The 20,632-nt window shown below is 67.1% G+C and carries 21 protein-coding genes; 7 read left to right on the top strand and 14 right to left on the bottom strand.

Annotated elements, in window-relative coordinates; all coding sequences use genetic code 11:
* Positions 1-119 precede the first annotated feature (119 nt).
* Positions 120-1,520, bottom strand: coding sequence for a dihydrolipoyl dehydrogenase family protein (locus G447_RS0102800; protein WP_026429962.1), 1,401 nt, complete (start codon positions 1,518-1,520; stop codon positions 120-122).
* A 125-nt stretch (positions 1,521-1,645) separates the two neighbouring features.
* Here G447_RS0102800 and G447_RS0102795 point away from each other — a divergent pair, with 125 nt between their 5' ends.
* A complete protein-coding gene (locus G447_RS0102795; RefSeq protein WP_026429961.1) occupies positions 1,646-1,903 on the top strand; it encodes a type II toxin-antitoxin system Phd/YefM family antitoxin in 258 nt (85 codons plus the stop codon).
* 24 nt (positions 1,904-1,927) lie between these two features.
* Here the strand turns inward: G447_RS0102795 and hrpB are convergent, their stop codons facing one another.
* The 13 genes from hrpB to G447_RS0102755 all read right to left on the bottom strand — a co-directional run bounded on the left by hrpB (position 1,928) and on the right by G447_RS0102755 (position 12,136).
* Positions 1,928-4,522 carry an ATP-dependent helicase HrpB gene (gene hrpB / locus G447_RS0102790; RefSeq protein ID WP_026429960.1) on the bottom strand — a complete coding sequence of 865 codons (2,595 nt, stop codon included), beginning with the start codon at positions 4,520-4,522 and terminating at the stop codon, positions 1,928-1,930.
* An 83-nt stretch (positions 4,523-4,605) separates the two neighbouring features.
* Positions 4,606-5,136, bottom strand: coding sequence for a DUF6301 family protein (locus tag G447_RS12230; RefSeq protein WP_034476135.1), 531 nt, complete (start codon positions 5,134-5,136; stop codon positions 4,606-4,608).
* A gap of 16 nt (positions 5,137-5,152) precedes the next feature.
* Positions 5,153-5,683: a DUF6301 family protein gene (locus G447_RS11930; protein ID WP_131295664.1), complete on the bottom strand. Its 531-nt coding sequence runs from the start codon at positions 5,681-5,683 to the stop codon at positions 5,153-5,155.
* 15 nt (positions 5,684-5,698) lie between these two features.
* Complete coding sequence (locus tag G447_RS11925; protein ID WP_081697840.1) at positions 5,699-6,229, bottom strand: DUF6301 family protein; 531 nt, start codon at positions 6,227-6,229, stop codon at positions 5,699-5,701.
* Positions 6,230-6,245: 16 nt separating this feature from the next.
* Positions 6,246-6,776 carry a DUF6301 family protein gene (locus tag G447_RS0102780; protein ID WP_026429958.1) on the bottom strand — a complete coding sequence of 177 codons (531 nt, stop codon included), beginning with the start codon at positions 6,774-6,776 and terminating at the stop codon, positions 6,246-6,248.
* A gap of 6 nt (positions 6,777-6,782) precedes the next feature.
* Positions 6,783-7,346 (bottom strand): hypothetical protein, encoded by a 564-nt coding sequence (locus G447_RS0102775; protein WP_026429957.1) that lies wholly within the window; start codon positions 7,344-7,346, stop codon positions 6,783-6,785.
* A 114-nt stretch (positions 7,347-7,460) separates the two neighbouring features.
* Positions 7,461-7,994: a DUF6301 family protein gene (locus G447_RS11920; protein WP_081697839.1), complete on the bottom strand. Its 534-nt coding sequence runs from the start codon at positions 7,992-7,994 to the stop codon at positions 7,461-7,463.
* Positions 7,995-8,010: 16 nt separating this feature from the next.
* Entirely contained in the window at positions 8,011-8,541 is a 531-nt protein-coding gene (locus G447_RS11915) for a DUF6301 family protein (protein ID WP_081697838.1), read from the bottom strand.
* Between the two features lie 16 nt (positions 8,542-8,557).
* Positions 8,558-9,088, bottom strand: a complete 531-nt coding sequence (locus G447_RS11910; RefSeq protein ID WP_081697837.1) for a DUF6301 family protein — start codon at positions 9,086-9,088, stop codon at positions 8,558-8,560.
* Between the two features lie 16 nt (positions 9,089-9,104).
* On the bottom strand, positions 9,105-9,626 hold the full coding sequence (locus G447_RS11905; RefSeq protein WP_034476131.1) for a DUF6301 family protein: 522 nt from the start codon (positions 9,624-9,626) through the stop codon (positions 9,105-9,107).
* 44 nt (positions 9,627-9,670) lie between these two features.
* The gene (locus G447_RS12455; protein WP_026429956.1) at positions 9,671-11,473 is read right to left on the bottom strand and encodes a hypothetical protein; all 1,803 of its coding nucleotides are present in this window, start codon (positions 11,471-11,473) and stop codon (positions 9,671-9,673) included.
* Positions 11,470-11,787, bottom strand: a complete 318-nt coding sequence (locus tag G447_RS0102760) for a type VII secretion target (protein ID WP_243442287.1) — start codon at positions 11,785-11,787, stop codon at positions 11,470-11,472. Before G447_RS0102760 ends, G447_RS12455 begins: the two co-directional genes overlap by 4 nt.
* The gene (locus tag G447_RS0102755; RefSeq protein WP_026429954.1) at positions 11,780-12,136 is read right to left on the bottom strand and encodes a hypothetical protein; all 357 of its coding nucleotides are present in this window, start codon (positions 12,134-12,136) and stop codon (positions 11,780-11,782) included. The genes G447_RS0102760 and G447_RS0102755 overlap by 8 nt, the downstream gene beginning before the upstream one ends.
* A gap of 251 nt (positions 12,137-12,387) precedes the next feature.
* On the opposite strand from G447_RS0102755, the gene G447_RS0102750 reads away from it, so the two are divergent.
* The 6 genes from G447_RS0102750 (at position 12,388) to G447_RS0102725 (ending at position 20,412) form a co-directional block, all read left to right on the top strand.
* Positions 12,388-13,419: a PhoH family protein gene (locus tag G447_RS0102750; protein WP_026429953.1), complete on the top strand. Its 1,032-nt coding sequence runs from the start codon at positions 12,388-12,390 to the stop codon at positions 13,417-13,419.
* Positions 13,416-13,865 carry an rRNA maturation RNase YbeY gene (gene ybeY / locus G447_RS0102745; RefSeq protein WP_005871248.1) on the top strand — a complete coding sequence of 150 codons (450 nt, stop codon included), beginning with the start codon at positions 13,416-13,418 and terminating at the stop codon, positions 13,863-13,865. Before G447_RS0102750 ends, ybeY begins: the two co-directional genes overlap by 4 nt.
* Positions 13,862-15,223 (top strand): hemolysin family protein, encoded by a 1,362-nt coding sequence (locus G447_RS0102740; protein WP_026429952.1) that lies wholly within the window; start codon positions 13,862-13,864, stop codon positions 15,221-15,223. Before ybeY ends, G447_RS0102740 begins: the two co-directional genes overlap by 4 nt.
* A complete protein-coding gene (era, locus tag G447_RS0102735; protein WP_026429951.1) occupies positions 15,223-16,497 on the top strand; it encodes a GTPase Era in 1,275 nt (424 codons plus the stop codon). Before G447_RS0102740 ends, era begins: the two co-directional genes overlap by 1 nt.
* 128 nt (positions 16,498-16,625) lie before the next feature.
* Positions 16,626-18,269, top strand: a complete 1,644-nt coding sequence (gene treC, locus G447_RS0102730) for an alpha,alpha-phosphotrehalase (RefSeq protein WP_034476127.1) — start codon at positions 16,626-16,628, stop codon at positions 18,267-18,269.
* Between the two features lie 34 nt (positions 18,270-18,303).
* Complete coding sequence (locus tag G447_RS0102725; protein ID WP_026429949.1) at positions 18,304-20,412, top strand: PTS sugar transporter subunit IIABC; 2,109 nt, start codon at positions 18,304-18,306, stop codon at positions 20,410-20,412.
* The last annotated feature ends 220 nt before the right edge of the window (positions 20,413-20,632 follow it).

The following is a 20,632-nucleotide window of genomic DNA, read 5'->3' as shown; positions in this document are numbered from 1 at the left end:
GCATCTGCTGGTGCGATGCGAGGGGCGGGGCCCGGACCATTGTGGTCCGGGCCCCGCCCCTTTCGTGCCCCGCGCCCTTCCCCTGTGCGCAGCCGCCGGCCCCGCGGGAGCGGGGCGCCTCAGTCCAGCGAGTCGAAGAGGATCTGCAGCCCCTCGCCCATCGTGGGGTGGGCGATGGGCAGGAAGCGCAGCTGCTCGTAGGTCAGGCCCCCGGCCATCGCCATCTGCACGGCGGTGATGGTCTCCGAGGCGTGCTCCCCGATGAGGGTCGCCCCCAGGATCCGGTGGGTGCGCGCGTCCACGACCGCTTTGAGGAACCCGGCGGGCGAGCGCAGTGTCTTCGCCCTGGGGACCGCGGCGGTCGGGATCTTCGCGATCCGCACGTCCAGGCCCTGGGCGGCGGCCTCCGTCTCGTTGAGGCCGATGCGCGCCAGCTCCGGGGTGGAGAACACCGCGTAGGGGATGGTCCTGCCCGCGGTGGAGGTCGTGGGGTCGTCCAGGCCCACCCCGTCCAACTGGTTGCGGATGATGCGGTAGTCGCTCCACGAGGCGTGGGTGAACATGGGCGTGCCCGCCGCGTCGCCCGCCGCCCACGTGCCCTCGGCGGTGGTGCGCAGGTGGGGGTCGACGGCGATGAAGCCTCGCTCGTCCACGTCGACCCCCGCCAGCTCCAGGTCGATGCCGTCGGTGTTGGGGGTGCGCCCGACCGCCGCCAGGACGGCCTCCGCCACGACCGTGGTGCCGTCGGACAGGGCCACAGCGGTCGTGGAGCCGTCGCGGGAGGCGGACTCGGCGCGCGCCCCGCGCACGATGGTGACGCCCTGCGCCTCGAGCGCGGCCTCCAGTTCGGCCGCGGCGTCGGCGTCCTCGCGGGGCAGGATGCGCGGCGAGGAGGACACCAGGGTGACTGTGACGCCGAAGGTGGCCATCATGGAGGCGAACTCGACGCCGATGTACCCGGCTCCGATGATCGCCAGGGATTGGGGCAGGGACTCGAGGCGGAGGATGTCCTCACTGGTCCACGCGCCCGACTCCCACAGGCCGGGGATGGCGGGCCGTGCGGGGCGCGTTCCCAGGTTGATGAGCACTCGGGGTGCGCTGATGGTCCTAATCGTGCCGTCATCAGTGGTGATGTTCACTGTGCGCTCGCCGACAAAACGGGCGCTCCCGCGGATGAAATCAATGCCCGGGGCGGCGAACATCTTCTCGTGGGCGGCCACCATCGCGCCCACGACCCCGTCCTTGTGGGCGCGCAGCGACGCGAGGTCGATCCGGGCGCCCTCGGTGCCAGCGACGCCGAAGTCGGCGTCCGTGCGGGCCTCGGCGAGGCGGCGCGCGGAGCCCACCAGGGTCTTGGTGGGGATGCAGGCGACATTGATGCAGGTTCCGCCCACGAAGCGGCGTTCGACCAACGCCACTTTCCATCCGCGTTTGGCGCGGTCCATCGCCAGGGACTTCCCGGCTTTCCCCCCTCCCACGACGAGCAGGTCGAAGTTCTCCGGTGCGGGCGCAGTGGTCATGCCGCCTCCATTTCAGTCGTTTGCTTTCGTGTTTCCCGGGGTGTCAACGCCGCTGGTGGGGGGAGTATTCCACCTGTTGGAGCACCACTGGCCGCAGGACTGGGGAATGTGCAACGATAAGCCCTATGAGGGCTCTTGATATTGGTGATTTTCGGGAGAACATGGGGGACGTGGTCGCACGTGTCTCATCAGGCGAGGTCGTGACTCTGCTGGAGGGCGGTGTGCCCGTCGCCGAGCTCGGCCCCGTGCGCATGTCGACGCTCAGCCAGTTGCGCGACCTCGGACTGGAGCGTCCGTCGATAGCGGACGTGGGCGGCTACCAGATGCCGTCGAAGAACCTTCCCGACGGCAGGTCCGTGGTGGAGAAGAGCCTGGAGGACTGAGGGCGCCCGGCTGGCGCGCCGCCGTCACCGGCGGCGGGGTTTCGCCCGGTCGGTGGGCCGGGCGGACAGCGGGTCCTCCGGCCACGGGTGCTTGGGGTAGCGCCCTCTCATTTGCGCGCGCACTTGCGTGTACGGCCCCGCCCAGAAGGACGCCAAGTCGGAGGTGACGGCGACGGGGCGCCCCGCGGGGCTCGTGAGGTGGAGGACCAGGGGGAGCCTGCCGTCGGCGAGGACGGGGGTGTCGGTCCATCCGAAGGCCTGCTGCACCCGCAGCGTGAGCACGGGGGAGCCGGTGGACCAGTCGATGGCGCGCTGTGCGCCGCCTGGGACGGTGATCCTCTCCGGGGCCAGTTCGTCGAGGCGGGAGGCCTGGGGCCAGGGCAGCAGCGCCCGCAGTGCCTCGGCCATGTCAACGCCGGACAGGGACGCTCCAGAGGCGAGGTGCTGGGCGTGGGGGGACAGCCACGTGTCGGAGGCGGCCAGCAGCCCCTCGTCGGACACGTCGGGCCAGGGGGCGCCGATGGCGGCGCGCAGGGCGGCCAGGCGGGCGCGCAGCGCCGTGGCGCGCTGCCCCCATCCGAAGGCCCCCAGGCCGTTCTTCTGCGCGAAGGCGCGGACCATGGCCAGTGCCTCGTCCGCGGGGAGGGCTCCAGCGGGCTGGGAGGACAGCTCGATCGCACCCAGGCGGCGCACACGGCGCGCCCGGATGCGCCCTGATTCGAGCGCCGCGTCGGTGCTGGTGGCCAGCAGTGGCGCGCCCGCCTCCAGGGCGTCGTCCGGCCCGATGGGGACGGCCGCGAGAATGCGGGCCTGCTTGTCGCCGCTGGCCCGGTCGATGCCCGCGACCGCCAGCCACTCCTGGCCCTCCAGGGCGGAGCCCGCGGGCAGGAGGGCGCCCACGCCCCCGGCGAGCACGTAGGCGGAGGAGCCGGGGCGCTTGCGGGCGATCCACTCGGGGCGCGCCAGGGCGACGGTGAGCGCCAGCGCGTCCTCCCGCGTGCGCGTCGCGCCCGTTGCCGCTGGTTCCGAACCCGCCCCCGGGATCGCGCCGCCCGGGGTCTTCACCGTGGACGCCAGGGCCACGAGGCGCGCCTCCTGCTCCGCCACCCGCGAGGCAGTGGCGCGCAGGTGGGCGGGCGGGGACCCTAGGGAGCGCTCCAGGCGCGCCAGGTCCGCGCCGTCGGCCCGCACGTCCTCGGCCAGCAGGGCCGCCAGGCGCGCCGCCCGGGCGGCGCCCACGACGGGGGAGGCCGCCAGCAGTGCGCGGCCCAGCGGCGGGTCGAGGGGGAGGGAGGCCAGGGCACGGCCGAAGGGGGTGGCCGCCCCCGCCTCGTCGATGGCGCCCAACGCGCGCAGCCTGGCCCCGGCGGCGTTCCACGCGCCCGCCGGAGGGGCGTCGAGCAGGGCGAGCCCGGTGGCGTCGGGGGCGCCCCACACGGCGGCCTGCAAACGCGCGCCGGTGAGGTCCTGGACGGCGATGCCGGGCGCGGACTGGGCGGGGCGGCGCGAGAAGTCCACGGGGTCCATGACGCGGACGGCGGTGCCGGGCCCCAGGCGGGCGGCGCGGCCCGCGCGCTGTTCGAGGCGGGCCCGCGAGGCGGGGACCGTGGCCAGCTGGGAGATTCCGCGCGCCGCGTCGAGGCGGGGCTCGCGGGCCAGGGAGGCGTCGACGACGACGCGCACGCCCGGCACGGTCAGCGACGACTCGGCGATGGACGTGGAGAGCACTATGCGGCGCCGGGAGCCGGGGGACAGGGCAGTGTCCTGCTGGGCGGCGCCGAGGCGCCCGTGGAGGGGGAGCACGTTGGCGCCCGGGGCGCTGATGAGGGATCGGACGCGTTCGATCTCGGCCACGCCGGGCAGGAACACCAGCAGGTCCCCGTCGCTTCCGGCGTAGGCGGACTCCACGGTGCGCGCCACGTGGGCCAGGAACTCGCGGCGCACGCCGACGCGCCCGCCCACGGCTCCGAGGGGCTCGGCCCCGCGCGGGGGAGGGGCCCACCGCACGTCGAGTGGGTGGATGGCGCCTGGGATGTCGATGAGCGCCGGGGCGGTGCCCGTCGCGTCCTCCAGCAGGCCGGCCGTGCGGGAGGCCTCCAGGGTGGCGGAGGTGAGGGCGATGAAGAGGTCTTTGCGCAGGGCGGCGCGCGCGTCCAGCAGGAAGGCGAGGGCGAGGTCGGTGTCGAGGTCGCGCTCGTGGAACTCGTCGAGGAGCACGCCGGCCACTGCGGGCAGTTCGGGGTCCCGTTGGAGCCTGCGCAGCAGGACGCCCGGGGTGACCATTTCAACGCGGGTGGAGCGGGAGGCGGCGGAGTCGCCGCGTACCGTGTAGCCGACTTGGCCGCCCACCCGTTCGCCGAGGAGGTTTGCGATGCGGCGGGCGGCGGCGCGCACGGCGACGCGGCGCGGCTGGGTGACCAGGATCCGGCCGGGGCGCTCGCGGAGGGGCTGGGCCAGTGCTGCGGCGAGGGCGGCGGGGACCAGTGTGGTCTTGCCAGTTCCGGGGGGAGCGGTGATGACGGCGCAGGCGCCGGAGCGGGCGGCCCGGGTGATCGCGGGCAGCGAGGCCGCGACGGGCAGGTCGGGCGGGTCCGATACGAGGTCCTCAAGCGTGCGCACGCCACCATTATCGCCGCTGCGCCCCGAAGGCGCGGGGGCGGCGGGCCTGGCTGCCGGGGCGGGCGGTCGGTGGGCGATCCGGGTCAGTCGTCCTCGAGGATGTCGTCGTAGTCGGTGAGCCCCATGGCCTCTTCTTCGCGGCGCAACTGGGTCATGCGTGGGGAGTGGAGTGTCAGGCTGACCATTATTCCCACATTGTCAATTCTAATCTGCACCCCATTGTTCAAAAACCACTCCATCGCGTCGCTTGTCTTCTGGCGGCTGTCCACTGCTCCAATGAACGATGCGTCAACTGCTCCGCAGTACTCCTCGTATGCGCGCGTCACCGCTTCTATGCAGCTGTCTTCTTCTTCGACTGTGTGGCGCTCTCCGACGGCGATGACGATGTCGGCAATGGTGTTTCCAGTGTGCGTGAAGAAAGAGTCTGGTTCACCATTGGCGAATGGTGAAAAGAACATCTCTCGGTCCGTGTCGTCTGTTTTGTAGCCAAGGCTTTCGTATAGTTGTCTGCCCTCATCGGGTGTCATGGGCCAGGGGTGGTTCGCCCAGGCTTTGACGATTTGGATAAAGCGTTCTACGGGGTAGGCTTTGAAGGTGACGGGTTGCTGTGGCATACCTTCTCCGTTCTGCTCAGTCGTCCTCGAGGATGTCTTCGTAGCTGGTCAAGCCCATTTCCCGCTCCTCGCGACGCAACTGGGTCATGTAAGGAGAGTGAATACACGCTGAAACGGAACGGTTCCAGACTGAGACATCTAACTCAACATCACTTGTAAAAGTCCATTCCGTGGAATCAGCATCGGACCGTGTGGCACTAATCATATTCATGTAGTGCGAATTGATCGCTTGGTGGAATGTGGCGTATGCATCTGCTATGACGGCTGAGGATTCCTCTTCCTCACCCGGATTGCATGGGCGCGCAACCGCGATGTCAACCGTGCTGACAAGGCCCTTCACAGTGACATAGTATGAGTCGGCCTTTCCGTCTGCGAAGGGGGAGGTGAACATTTCGGGATCCTCTGGATCCACTGAATAACCCAAGCTCTCGTAAACGTGCTGGGCTTCTGCTGCTGTGATCGGCCAGGAATGTTCTATCCATGCCTTCACAATGTCGATGAAACGGTCTACGGAGTAGGCTTCGAATCTGGTGGGGTAATGTCCCATGGCTGTCCGTTCTGCTCAGTCGTCTTCGAGGATGTCATCGTAGCTGGCCAAACCCATCGACTCCTCTTCGCGACGCAATTGTGTCATGCGTGGGGAATGAATGACGAATGTGATTGTAATACCTATATCGCTGATCCTGAATCGCACATCGTTGTCTAAGGTCCACTCATCTGACCGACTTCCGCGCACATGCTTAGCAACATGGTTGAAAGTCCTATCGAACGCAGAGCGGTACTTTGCGTAGGTGTCGGAAACCAGGGCGGAGTATCTGGCTTCCTCTTCAATAGGGCAACGCCGAGCGACTGCGGGTCTGATTGAATTGATGTGTTTTCCTGTGGCAGTATAGTAGGAGTCGGGTTCGCCGTCCGCAGATAAGTCGGATGTGAAGAGGCTCGGGTCCGGTGGGTAAGCACGGTAGCCCAGGCTTTCGTACACGCGCTGTGCTTGTTTGACGGTAATCGGCCAGGCGTGGTCGGCCCAGGCTTTGGCGATCTCAATGAATCGCTCCGCCGGGTAGGCCTCGAAGGCGGCGGGGCGCTGTGGCATGCCTTCGCCGTTCTGCTCAGTCGTCTTCGAGGATGTCGTTGTAGTTGGTCAGGCCGTTCTCCTCCTCCTCGCGGAGCAGCTGCGTCATGGTGGGGGAGTCGATGAACAGGATGATCGAGTGGCTGAGGGGGCCGAGGCTGATTCCGACGTTGTTGTTCAGGATCCAGTCGATTGCTCCGTCGTCCTCTCGCCTGCGCATGAGCGTGCTCGGCCCGAATGCCTGTTCGATTGAACCGCAGTACGCGGCGAAGTACTGGGCGATAACGGGCCTGTTCTGCTCTTCGGTTCCGAGAGGGCATGGGCGGCCGATCTGCATGCGGACCGTGTTGATGAGGCCCTCGTGTTCCGTGAAGTAGGCATCGGGCTCGCCGCCCACCGCGAAGTGGGACATGAAGAGGCTGGGATCGGTGGCGTGGGGTCTCATGCCGAGGGCTTCGTACACCCGTCGGCCGTCCGCCGTGGTGATCGGCCATGCCTGGTGGACCCAGGCTTGAACGATGCTGATGAAATGGTCCACGGGGTAGGACTGGAATGCGGTGCTGTTCATTGTGCTCTACTCGGTGTAGTCCGGGTGCTGCCTCACGATGCTCTGGAGCGTGGTGGCGTAAGTCCGGTCGAGGGGGACGGGGGTGGCGCTCGGGTGGATGACGCTCGACATGTAAGGGTGCGGCGTGCGGTACACGTCGGCGATGACTTCGACACTGCCGTCGAGTATGCCCCGGCGTAGAACGGGATCTTTGGCGAGGGCGGCGTGGAGGCACCGGTCTGTGAGCATGAGGTGGCGCGCGTACTCCGGGGAGCCCTGCGTGGCGTAGGTGCCGTCGACTGGCCGCGTCCTCAGCCTGTGCGAGTACCCCTTGGCCGCGACCACGTGGAGGGAACGGGGCATGGAGTCTTCGTCGTAGGCGACGGCGTAGATGTCGCCGCTGTGGTTTCCCTCGTTGGGGCCGTCGATGTCGGGGAGTATTACCATCCCCTCGCGCTCCAGGGAGGACTCGGCGCCCACGATGCCGACTTCTTCGCCGAGCCTGGTGTACTCGCCCTGCTCGTGGGCCAGGGCGTCGGCGATGTGCTCGATGCGGCGCTGCTCTGTGATCGGGCTCCGGTTGTTCGCCATCTGCCTGAGTGTGCGCCTTATGCGCGTCCGTGTCACGTTGGTGGTGTCCACTCTCCGAATCCTCGTTTCTTCTGTAGTGGTGGTGGTCTCAAGTCTGGGGCGCCGGTGTTCCTCTCAGTCGGCTTCGAGGATCTCGTTGTAGCTGGTCAAGCCCATTTCCTGCTCTTCGCGGCGTAACTGAGTCATGGCCGGCGAGGAAACGGAAAACGTTACCCTGTGCCCGGGATTTCCGACTCTTATGTTCACATTATTGTCGATGAACCACTCAGTTGCGGAATCCTGTTGATGTCGTCGGGTAAGTCGTTTCGAAAGTAGAGCGTCAATCGCATTGCAGTACTGTTTGTATGTCTTCTCAATTTTGTCGGCATCGTGTTTCTCAGTCCCTATTTCTCCTTGTTTCGTAACTGTTATGTTGACCGTGTTTATATAGCCGTCGTTATGTGTGTAGTAAGAGTCCGGCTCGCCGTCTTTTGACAAATCTGATATGAACAAACTCGGGTCTGGGGCGTAGGGGCGGTATCCAGTGCTTTCGTATATTTCTTTCGCCTCTTCTGTGGTTATGGGCCATGGGTGAATAATCCAGGCTTTAACGACTTCGTTGAAACGGCCTGTAGGGTAGGCTTCGAATCTGGCGGGGCGCTGCGTCATGGACTAAATCTCCTCCTCAGTCGTCCTCGAGGATCTCGCCGTAGCTGGTCAAGCCCATTTCCTCTTCTTCTTGGCGCAATTGGGTCGTGTGAGGTGAATGGATAACTAAAGATATTGCGATATCGATGTTCGCGATCCTGATTCGGACATCATTATGAAACGTCCATTCGGTCACTTTGTCGTGAACTGGATGTTTTGTTGCGTTTCCATTGAATACCGTGTCGATGGCGTTGCAGTATCGTGTATATATCTCATAGAGCGGTGAATCGTCGCTGGCTCCCCTGCCGGGGAGGAGTCGCGCCATTTCCATGTCGATCGTGCTGACTTGATCCCGCGTGACGACGTAGTAGGAGTCTGGTTCCTTGTCCGTGGAGAAATCAGACCAGAAAAAGTTCGGGCGCGGATTGTATCCGCGGAGTCCGAGATTTTCATATAATCCCTTTCCTTCGTCAGGTGTAATCGGCCATGGGTGATTAATCCAGGCCTTAACGACTTCGATAAAACGGTCCGTAGCATAGGCTTCGAACCTCGCCGGCTGCTGCGTCATGGACTGAATGTTCCGTTCAGTCATCCTCGAGGATTTCGCCGTAGCTGGTCAGCCCCATTTCTTCCTCTTCGCGGCGCAACTTGGTCATACGAGGTGATTCGATGAAAAGTGAGATGTTCTTCGATAGCTTTGCTAAACGAATATCAACACCGTTGTGTAGTGTCCATCGGATTGTGTTCCTTTCTCTCTTGCGACGTGCAATTATATCTTTAAGCTTGTCTTCGATAGTGGCGCAGTAATCGCTGAATGTGTGAGCGATTATGTCTGTGTTCTGTGGTGTAACAGTGTCGCATGGGTGGGACACTGAAATGCGTGCGTCGCCTACGCGATCATTGTATGTTGTGATGTAGGAATCAGGGTCTGTCTGTGAAAAGTCTGAAATAAATAGTTCCGGTTTCGGTGCGTAAGCGCGGTATCCCAGGCTTTCGTATAATTTTCGCGCCTCTTCTGTGGTTATGGGCCAGGAGTGGTTGGCCCAGGCTTTGACAATTTCGATGAGGCGATCTGTTGGGTAGGCTTCGAATCTGGCGGGGCGCTGCGTCGTCATGAGCTGAACGTCCTCTTCAGTCGTCCTCGAGGATCTCGCTGTAGCTGGTCAAGCCCATTTCCTCCTCTTCGCGACGCAACTGGGTCATGTACGGGGAGCGAATGCGCATTGAAAGGGATCGGTTCCAGATTGAGATGTTCAGTTCAAGTCCAGTCGTGAAGAACCATGCTTTCGAATGATCTCGGGATCGCGTAGAACTAATTGTACTAGCATATTGGCGATCAATAATTCGACTATATGTGGTGTAGGTGTCGGCGATAGCGGCAGATGCTTCCTCCTCTTCACCCGTATTGCATGGACGTGCAACCGCGATGTCGACCGTGCTGACAAAGCCTTTCACTGTGACATAATACGAGTCACTTTTGCCGTCTGAAAAGGGGGATGCGAACATTTCTGGATCTTCTGGATCTGCCGAGTATCCCAGGTTCTCATAGATCTGGCTGGCCTCGGCTGCTGAGATGGGCCAAGTGTGATCGAGCCAGGTTTTGGCAATCTCGGCGAATCTGTCTGCGGGGCAGGGGGTGAATGTGGTGCTCATGGTTTAATTCTACTCCTTGTAGGTATTATCTTCTAGTGTATTTTTCAGGGGGTGGGTTTCGGGGGAGATGAAGGCGTGTAGGCCGGGTGTCCCTTGAGTATCTCTTCCAGCTTCTTTATGAAGTCGTCGTCGAGGGGCACGGCGGTTGTCTTTTGCAAGGTGACGCAGGACATGTACGGGTGGCGCGTGCGGTACACATCCGCGATCACCGGGATCTCTCTTTTGAGTATGGCCTCGCGGAGGGCCGCGTCCCCGGCCAGTGCGCCGTGCAGCTGCGTGTCGCTGAGCATGATGTCGCGCACGTATGTGGGGGACCCCTGTTCGAAGGGCGTTCCATCGACCAATCGCGTCCCCAGTTTGCTGCTGTATCCTTTGGCCTCCACCACGTGGAAGGCTTGGTGATTGCCCTCCTTGTCCAGGGCGGTCGCGTAGATGTCGCCGCTGGCGTTCCCCGCGCCTGTGCCCCCGGTATCGGGAACGAGCTCCATCCCCTGACTCTCCAATTTAGATTCTGCCCCAACGATACCCACTTCTTCGCCGAGGCGGGAATATTCTCCGCGCTGGGATGACAAGGCGTCTGCAATCATCTGTACCTTTTTGATTTCGGGGTCAGGCATTCCCTTGTTCCTGAGGTCAGTTATAGTCTCTTCAAGTCGTTCTTGCGTCGCGTCCTTGGGATCCACCCCGTGGGCGCGGAGTTCGGCCTCCAGGTTTTCGATGTGCTGCTTGGTCTCGACGCGGGCGTCCCTCAGTGTGTTGAGCTGGGCCTGGTCGCGCCCCTCGCCCCACCTCTCGCCGTGGTGGGGTTCTGGTTCGGGCTTCTCCCGCGACTTGCCCTTCCACGGCTTGCGCTCGGGGAAGACCAGGGGATCGTTCTTCACGGGGTCTTTGGTGTGAGGAGGGGGCGGGGGAGCGGGCTGGGCCGAGGCGTGCGGGCCGTGAGCGCCGTGCGGGGCCCCGCCGCCGATTCCGATGGCCGCGGTCGTGCCCGCCACGGGGCCGTGGGGCGTCACAGCGGCGGCCCCCCGGTGGAACATGGAGCTGATCGCCCCGGTGAGCGTGTTCCACAAGCGCCCCAGCTCCGACAGGAGCCCGTGGAAACTGGAGAACGCGGTCTTCAAATGGCCGATGGCCTCGAAGACATGGGTCGACAACGCGGCGACCCGGGTGGTGATCTGCTCGATGACCAGTGCAGTGGCCAGGCCCAGGGTGCAGGCCTCCTCGATGGCCACCGAGCAGATCGTGCCGATCAGATCCGTTATCGCCTGGCGCACCACGTCATGCACCACCTGGACGATGCCCGACGCCATGCGCAGGCCGTCCGCCATGGCCTGCGCCCACTGGGAGGCCGCCTGCACGTGCTCCGCCACTCCGTCGGCCGAGGTCCGGATCGCCTCGACCCCGTCCCCGGCCATGTCGGACAGGCAGGTGGTCGTGTCCTCCTCCAACTGCGCGCCGGCAGCCTCCAGGGACACGGCCACGTTCTCCCACGTTTGCGCGTTCGCCTCCACCTGCGCCGCGTCCCCGGCCAGGGCGTTGAACAACGCGTTGAAGGGCCACACCCACTCCAGTGCCCAGCCGAGGCCCATCGAGATGAGGGTGCCAATGGGATCCGAGACGGCGGACGCCACGTCCAACCCCGTGAACGCCACCCCCAGCGCTGTGCCCGCCCAGCTGCCGCCCTGGATGGCCTCCACCAGGGCGTGCCCGTCCTCAATGATGCCCAGGCCCTCGAAGCCGCTGCGTGTATCCTGGCGCTCGGCCACCAGGGCACTGCCGGGGTTCCCGCTGCCGCGGACCGCCCCGCCGGGCGCATCAGCAGCGCTCAGCGCCGCCCCGCCGCTCACGGCAGGCGCTCCATGATCGCGCGCAGATCCTCGGAGATCTGGGCCTCCACCGCGTCGTAGTCCTGGGCCGTGCGCCCCAAGAGCTCGTACATGCGCCCAAGGCCCTGCCCCGTCGCGTCGATGCACGAGCGCGCCCCCGCCTCGACGAAGCTGACCGCCGGCCCCAGGAGCGGCGCGCACAACGCGCCCAGCGCCCCGATGGTGTTCAAGGAGCCCACCGCCCACTGGGCCTGCGACACCTGGTCGGCTGTCGCGTCCACGCGCGCCGCGTAGGAGCGCACCACGTCCGTGTCCACCCGCAGCTCCTCACTCACCGTCCCCGCCTCCCATCAGGGGGGCCAGGATCGGGTTGTCCGCTCCGAACGCCTCCACAGCGGCCCCGCGCACCCCGGCGAGCGCGTCCGCCCGTGCCGCCGTGTACGCCTCCACCACCCCGGCCCCCAAGCACGACAGGGAGACCCGCTGGACGCCCCGCCCGAAAGCGCAGCGCACCAGCGCGCCCGAGGCGTCCACCTCCACCGCGACCTCGCCGCCCAGGGCGCGCCCGCGCCCCACCACGCCCTCGCTGGCCCGCCTGAAGCGCGCCCCCGCCCGTGCGTTCTCCGACACGCGCCGCTGCGCGTCGGCGATCATCTGTTCGAAATCCTCGAAAGCTCCAGCCATGCTCCAAAACTACGCCCGCCCGCGTGAAGCAGACAAGTACTCGAAAACTGTGAGTCAGGGGCTTGCCCCCGGGGGCCGGGTAGGGCTGGAGAACAAACGCGCCCACACGCTGCGCGTCAGCTTGCCCCCGGGGGGGCGGGGAGGAACATCCGCGGGCGGGGCGGGCACGCCGAGTGGCCCCCGCCCCGGCGGCGCCGATAGAATCGGGGCAGCACCACAAGCGGATCCGAAGGAGCGTGGACCTCCACCGCATGAGCGACCCCACCGTTGAAAGCACCCTCGTGCAGACCAGGCGTGCCACCATTCCCGCGCGCCTGGAGCCCATCATGGTCCTGGGGGTCGCCGACCAGGTGCTGCGCGCCCTGGAGCGCGGCTTCCCCCATGTGCGCTTCCTGGTCACCGGGCGCGAGATCTCCATGACCGGCGTCCAAGCCGACATCGACCTGGCCGCGAACCTGGTCGAGGAGCTCATCGGCCTGGCCGGGCGGGGCCAGGCGCTCGACGCCGACGCCGTCGAACAGGCCATCTCACTGCTGGGGCGCGTCACGCGCGGCGAAGCCCCCTCCGAGGAGATCCTCTCCGCCCGCGGCCGCTCCATCCGCCCCAAAACGCCCGGGCAGAAGGCGTACACGGACGCCATCGACCGCTCCACCGTCGTCTTCGGCATCGGTCCGGCGGGCACGGGCAAGACTTACCTGGCCATGGCGCAGGCCGTGCGCCGCCTCCTGTCCGGCGAGGCCCGCCGCATCGTCCTGACCCGGCCGGCCGTCGAGGCGGGCGAGAACCTGGGGTTCCTGCCAGGGTCCCTCACCGACAAGATCGACCCCTATCTGCGGCCCCTCTACGACGCCCTGGGGGACATGCTGGACCCCGAGGCGCTGCCCAAGCTCATGGCCGCCGGGACCATCGAGGTCGCGCCCCTGGCGTACATGCGCGGACGCACCCTCAACGACTCCTTCATCATCCTCGACGAGGCGCAGAACACCACGCTGGGCCAGATGAAGATGTTCCTCACCCGCCTGGGATTCGGATCCAAAGTGGTCGTCACCGGCGACGCCTCCCAAGTGGACCTGCCCGGCGGCCAGCCCAGCGGCCTCGCCGTCATCCAGACCATCTTGGAGGGCGTGGACGGCATCGAGTTCTGCCACCTCACCAGCGCGGACGTGGTCCGCCACGAGCTGGTCGGCCATATCATCGACGCGTACCAGCGGTGGGAGGACGGCGGCGCGCACCGGCGCTCCGCCCGCTCCCGCGCCAGACACCCCCGAGAGGACCGCTCATGACCGAGGTTCTGAACGAGACCGACTACGACATCGACTGCGCCGAGTTCGCGGCCCTGGCCGACTACGTGCTCACCCAGATGCACGTCGCCTCCGACGCCGAGCTCAACATCCTGTTCATCGGGGCCGGCCCCATGGAGGAGCTGCACGTCAAATGGCTGGACCTGCCCGGCCCCACGGATGTCATGAGCTTCCCCATGGACGAGCTCAAACCCGGCACCGCCGACAACCCCACGCCGCCGGGGATGCTCGGAGACATCTGCATCTGCCCCGAGGTGGCCACCCGCCAGGCCGCCGACTCCGGGCACACCGCCGCCGAGGAAATGCTGCTGCTGGCCACCCACGGCATCCTCCACCTGCTGGGCTACGACCACGCCGAGGACGCCGAGAGGGCGGAGATGTTCGCCCTGCAGCGCAAACTGCTCCTCACCTTCCTGGCGTCCCGATGACCCCACCGCTGACCGCCCAGGCGGCGGGCGCCTCGTCGATCGGGGCCGTCCCCGACCTGGCGCTCGCCGTGCTGGCCGCCTTCGCCCTGGTGGTGGCCTGCCTGGCGCAGAGCGTCGAACAGGGCGTCTCGCGCCTGAGCGCCGCCGCCGTGGAGGACCTGGCCGAGCAGGGCAGGGCGCGCGCCGGGGTGCTGGCGGGCCTGGTCGCCCACCGCAGGCGCACTCTGCTGGTCCTGCGTTCGGCGCGCACCCTGTGGCAGGTGGTCTTCGCCGTGTCCGTCACGCTCATCCTGGTCGACAAGGGCATCGCGTGGTGGGCCGTGGCCCTCATCGCCGTCGCCTCCGTCTCCGCCCTGCAATTCCTCTTCGTGTCCCTGGTCCCCAGCCAGTGGGCGGCGCGCCGCCCCGAGGGGATCGCCCTGGCGGGGGCGCCCACCGCCGCCCGCCTCGTGCGGCTCAGCCGCCTCCTGGACCCGCTGCTGGGGCGCGTGCGAGCCTCCCGCCCCGCGCCCGAGCCCACCGAGGCGCAGGCCCGCGCTGAACTGGTCTCCGACCTGCGCGAGATCGTCGACGAGGTGGGGGAGCCCGAGTCCATCGAGGAGGAGGACCGCGAGATGGTGCGCTCCGTCCTGGACCTGGGCCAGACCCTGGTGCGCGAGGTCATGGTCCCGCGCACGGACATGGTGACCGCCGACGCGGACCTGGGCGCCCGCAAGGCCCTGCGCCTCTTCGTGCGCTCCGGGTTCTCGCGCCTGCCCGTGGTGGGCGACGACGTCGACGACGTGCGAGGCGTCCTCTACTTCAAGGACGTGGTGGCCCGCCTGGAGGCCCACGGGCCCGACCTTGACCACACCGCCGAGCAGATGATGCGCCCCGCCGAGTTCACCGTCGAGATGAAGCCGGCCGACGACCTGCTGCGCCAGATGCAGGCCGAGCACTCCCACATGGCGATCGTCATCGACGAGTACGGGGGCGTGGCGGGCCTGGTCACCCTGGAGGACATCATCGAGGAGGTCGTCGGCGAACTCACCGACGAGCACGACCGGCACGTCATCGAGCCCGAGCCCCTGGGAGGGGGCGCGTGGCGCGTGCCCGCGCGCTACCCGATCTCCGAGCTCGGCGACCTGCTGGGCGTCGAGGTCGAGGACGAGGACGTGGACTCGGTGGGCGGCCTGCTGGCCAAAGCCATTGGCAGAGTGCCGCTGCCCGGGGCGCGCGGCGAACTGGCGGGGGTGCGCATGCGCGCCGAGGAGGCGCGGGGCCGCCGGCGCCAGGTGGGGACCATCGTGTGCTCTACAGTTGGGGGGAGCGGGGCGCCCGGTGCCCCGCCCCACGCAGGAACACGGAAAGAGGACTGATGCGCTTCCCCAGTGACGACGAGCTCATGGCAGGCCCCAACGCCCTCGGGGACGCGCGCATCGAGGTGGCGCCCGACGCCGACGATCCGGAAGCCGAGGCACGCGCGCAGATCGGTGCCGGCCTCGGAGGGGAGGACGGGGCCGGGCCCGGTGGTGGCGCCGGCTCCGGTGACGCCGAAGCGTCGGACGCTGACGGGCCCGGCGACGACCCCGGCCTCGACGACACCGAGAATACGGCCGCTGACGGGGCCGACGACCTGTCGGACCTGGAGGACGAGGAGGACGCGGACCTGGACGCCTTCGAGGCGCTGACCTCGGTGGCCTCGCTGCGCCAGGACGCGGCCGCCGCAATCGAGGTCCCCGACTACCCCGAGGACTTCCGCGCGGGCTTCGTCTCAATCGTGGGGCGCCCCAACGTCGGCAAATCCACCCTCACCAACGCCCTGGTCGGCCAGAAGGTGGCGATCACGTCGGGGCGCCCCGAGACGACCCGCCACAACATCCGCGGCATCGTCCACGGCGACGGCTACCAGCTGGTCCTCGTGGACACCCCCGGCTACCACCGGCCCCGCACGCTGCTGGGCAAGCGGCTCAACGACATGGTGCGCGAGGCGCTGGCCGAGGTGGATGCCGTGCTCTTCTGCCTGCCCGCCGACCAGAGGATCGGCCCGGGCGACCAGTTCATCGCCCGCGAGCTGCGGGGCGTGAAGCGCCCGGTCATCGCCGTGGCCACCAAGTGCGACGCGGTGGGCCGCGAGCGCGTCATGAAGCACCTGCTCGCCATCGAACGGCTGGGCGAGTGGAATGCCATCGTGCCCGTGTCCTCCGTGGAGGGCAAGGGCATCGACCACCTGCGCGACGTGCTCGCCCAAACAGTCCCGCTCTCGCCGCCCCTGTACCCCGCCGGGGACGTGACCGACGAGTCCCGCGACACCCTGATCGCCGAGTTCGTCCGCGAGGCGGCCCTGGAGGGGGTGCGCGACGAGCTGCCCCACTCCCTGGCCGTGCAGGTCGAGGAGGTCATCGAGCGGGAGCGCAGGGAGGGCGACACCCGTCCGCCCCTGGTGGATGTCCATGTCAACGTCTACGTGGAGCGCGACTCCCAGAAGGCGATCATCATCGGGCGGGACGGGGCGCGCCTCAAGGAGATCGGCACCGAGGCGCGGCGCCACATCGAGGAGCTGCTGGGCAAGCGGGTGTACCTGGACCTGCACGTGCGCACCGCCAAGGACTGGCAGTCCGACCCGAAGATGCTGGGGCGCCTCGGCTTCTGAGGGGAGAATCGTAGTCGTCCACAACGGTGGTGTGAATATGTGAAAGACCACTCGTTGACCTGTCTTTCAAAGGGTAAACTTTCGCGTACGAAACAACGTTGACGAATGCGAGAGCATTGGAGGGCACGATGACGGGGTTCCGTAGTTCAGTGGTCTACCAGATCTACCCCAAGTCGTTCTACGACTCGAACGGCGACGGCGTCGGGGACCTGAGGGGCATCATCGAGAAGATCCCCTACATCGCCTCCCTGGGCGTGGACCACGTCTGGTTCAACCCGTTCTTCCCCTCGCCGGGGCGCGACAACGGCTACGACATCTCCGACTACTGCGCCATCGACCCCGCCATGGGCACGATGGAGGACTTCGAGGAGCTCGTCGAGGCCCTGGGCGCCCACGGGATCGGCGTCATGCTCGACATGGTCCTCAACCACACCTCCACCGAGCACGAGTGGTTCCGCAAGGCGCTGGCCGGCGACGAGCGCTACCAGCGCTACTACTACCTGCGCGACCCCAAGCCCGACGGCTCACTGCCCACCAACTGGGTGTCGAAGTTCGGGGGCCCCGCCTGGGAGCCCTTCGGGGACACCTGCAAGTACTACCTGCACCTGTACGACCGCACCCAGGCCGACCTCGACTGGCACAACCCCGAAGTCCGCGAGGAGGCCGCCAGGGTCGTCAACTTCTGGCGCTCCAAGGGCGTGCGCGGCTTCCGCTTCGACGTCATCAACGTCATCGGAAAGCCCGAGGCGCTGCTCGACGCCCCCGAGGGCACCGACGACCGCGCGATGTACACCGACGGCCCCGATGTCCACACCTACCTGCAGTGGCTCTCCGAGCACTCCTTCGGGCAGGACGCCGACTCCATCACCGTCGGCGAGATGTCGTCGACCTCCATCCAGGCGTGCATCGGCTACTCCAACCCCGCCAACCACGAGCTGTCGATGGTGTTCAACTTCCACCACCTCAAAGTCGACTACGAGGACGGCCAGAAGTGGACGCTCAAGGACTTCGACCTGGCCGCGCTCAAGCGCCTCCTGGGGGAGTGGGCCCTCGGCATGCAGGAGGGCGGGGGCTGGAACGCCCTGTTCTGGAACAACCACGACCAGCCCCGCGCCCTCGACCGCTTCGGGAACGTGGATGAGTACCGCTACGAGTCGGCGACGATGCTCGCCACCGCCATCCACCTGCTGCGCGGAACGCCCTTCGTGTACATGGGCGAGGAGATCGGCATGAGCGACCCCGCCTACACGAGCATCGACGACTACGTGGACGTCGAGGCGCGCAACGCCTACCGTGTCCTCATCGAAGGGGGCGCCGACCCCGCGCGGGCCTTCGCCGTCGTCCACTCCAAGGCCCGCGACAACGCCCGCACCCCCATGCAGTGGGACGCCTCCGAGAACGCCGGGTTCACGCGGGGCACTCCCTGGCTGCGTCCGGTCAACCACGCCGAGGTCAACGTCGAGTCCGCCGAGCGGGGCCGCATCCTGCCCTACTACAGGCGCCTCATCGAGGCGCGGCACACCCACCCGGTCATCGCCGAGGGCTCCTACACCCCCTACAACGCCCCCGACGAGGTCTTCGCCTACGTGCGCGAGCACGACGGCCAGCGCCTGCTGGTGCTCAACAACTTCCGCGCCCACGACGTCGACGTCGACGTCCTGGGGGGCTTCGCCCAGGGGCGCGTCCTCATTGGGAACTACGACGACGCGGTCGTGCGCTCGCGCATCACGCTGCGCCCCTACGAGAGCCTGTCCATCATCACAGGTGCCTGACACGGTGCCCGAACACGGCACGAAAGGAACAACCATGTCCGAATCACCACAGCAGAGGGCGTCACTGCTCGCCCCGATGCCGGGCGGCGTCATCGCCCAAGCCGACATCCCCGACCCCGCCTTCGCCGGGGGCGCCATGGGCGCCGGCTTCGGCGTGGTCCCCGAGGAGAACACGGTCGTAGCCCCCGTCTCGGGGCGGATCACGATGGTGGCCGACACCGGTCACGCCGTCGGCTTCGAAACCGCCGACGGCCTGCAGGTGCTGCTCCACTTGGGCGTCGACACCGTCGAGCTCAAGGGCGCGCCCTTCCGCCTCGTCGTCGCCAAGGGCGACACCGTGCAGGCGGGCGACTCCATCGGGACGATGGACCTGGCCGCCGTCGAAGCCGCCGGGAAGTCCACGGTCGCCATCACCGTCATCACCAACTCCAAGAAGCGCGTGGAATCCCTCGACGTGCGGACCGGCCGGGCCCGGGCCGGCGACGCCGTCGCCGACGCCTTCCTCAAAGCCGCCGCTCCTGCCGCGCCCGCCCGCGCGGAGGCAGCCCCCGCCTCGTCCGGCACTGGCGCAGCCCCGTCGGGAACCGCACCGGAAGCGGCCGGGACCGCCGGCGCGGCAGGCGAGTACGAGGGGCTGACGGGGTTCGCCCTGCAGGCCGCCCGCATTATCGACGGCGTCGGCGGCGCGGACAACGTCGCCTCCGTCATCCACTGCATCACCCGCGTGCGCTTCTACCTCAAGGACGACGCCAAGGCCGATGACGCGGCCGTCGCCGACATCGACGGCGTCATCGACGTCGCCAAGGCCGGCGGGCAGTACCAGGTCGTCATCGGCGCCACCGTCGGCGACGTCTACGAGGAGATCGTCAAGCGGCTCCCTCAGGGCGCGGCCGGGGACGACGAGGCGGCGGCCGAGCCCGTCGAGAAGCCCACCACCCCCCTGGGCTGGGTGAAGTACGGGTTCAGCTCACTGATCGGCGTCATCACCGGGTCGATGATCCCCGTCGTCGGAGTCCTGGCCGGATCGGGCATCCTCAAGGGCCTGCTGGGCCTGCTGGTCCAGGTCGGCTGGCTGGCGAAGGACTCCGACACGAACGTCATCCTCAACGCGATGGCGGACTCGATGTTCTTCTTCCTGCCCATCATCATCGGTTTCACGGCCGCCAAGCGCCTGGGCGCCGACCCCATCGTCGTCGCGATCATCGGCGGCGTCCTGGCCTACCCGTCGATCGTCCAGCTGGCCAAGCACGATGCCCCCGGGTACCACGTGCTGCACACGCTGCTGGGCGTGAACTTCAACGCGGAGCTCTTCGGGATCCCCATCTCCCTGCCGCTGGACAACGCCTACGCCTACTCGATCTTCCCGATCATCGTGGGGGCGTGGCTGGCGTCCAAGATCGAGCCCCTGCTCAAGAAGTGGGTGCCCGCAGTGGTCCACTCCATCTTCGCCCCGCTCATCGAGATCTTCGTGATCTCCACGCTGCTGTTCACCGTCTTCGGACCCATCATCATGTTCGTCTCCGGCGGCGTCGCGGCCGGGCTGAACTGGGTGCTGGCCATCAACTACGCCTTCGCGGGCCTCGTCATCGGCGCCTTCTACCAGTGCCTCGTGATCTTCGGCCTGCACTGGGCCGTGATCCCCGTGATCGCCCAGCAGCTTGCTATCCACGGGCAGTCCTCCACGATCAACGCCATCGTGTCCGCCACGATGATCGCGCAGGGCGGCGGCGCCCTGGCCTTCTGGATCAAGGCCCGCAGCGCGAAGATCCGCTCCCTGGCCGGCCCCGCGACGATCTCCGCGTTCTGCGGGGTCACCGAGCCCGCCATGTACGGCCTCAACCTCAAGTACGGGCGCGCCTTCCTCACCGCGTCAGTCGGCGGGGCCGCCGGCGGCCTGGTCACCGGCCTGCTCAATATCAACATGTACGGCTTCGCCGGGGCGTTCACCGGATTCGCGTCCTTCGTGGACCCCAACGGCAAGGACACCTCCTCCGCCGTCAACTTCTGGATCGCGTCCTTCGTGGCGCTCGCCGTCGCCTTCGTGTGCACCTACTTCTTCGGCTTCAAGGAGAGCGACTTCGACCAGGGCAGGACCGTTGAGAAGGTCCGCCTGGGCAACCGGGAGGCCGCCAAGAAGGAGTAGCGGCCCCACTACTACGACTACCGCGGCAGGGCGCGCGGGCAGGCCTGGGGCCGCCCGCGCGCCCGGCTATTGGCCCGCCAGTCTGCGGGTTCTTAGTGCCCTCCTGGCCTGTGCGCGCTCAACTTTTGACGCGTGGCCGGGCGCGTGCTCCGTTACTGGGGTCCTCGGGGTCTGTGTGCGCTCAGCTTTTGACGCGTGGCCGGGGCGCGTGCTCCGTTGT

Origin of the sequence: Schaalia georgiae DSM 6843 (genome assembly GCF_000429245.1) — a bacterium.
Classification (GTDB): domain Bacteria; phylum Actinomycetota; class Actinomycetes; order Actinomycetales; family Actinomycetaceae; genus Pauljensenia; species Pauljensenia georgiae.
Note: the sequence above shows the minus strand (reverse complement) of the source record. Positions and strands in the feature narration are given on the sequence as shown.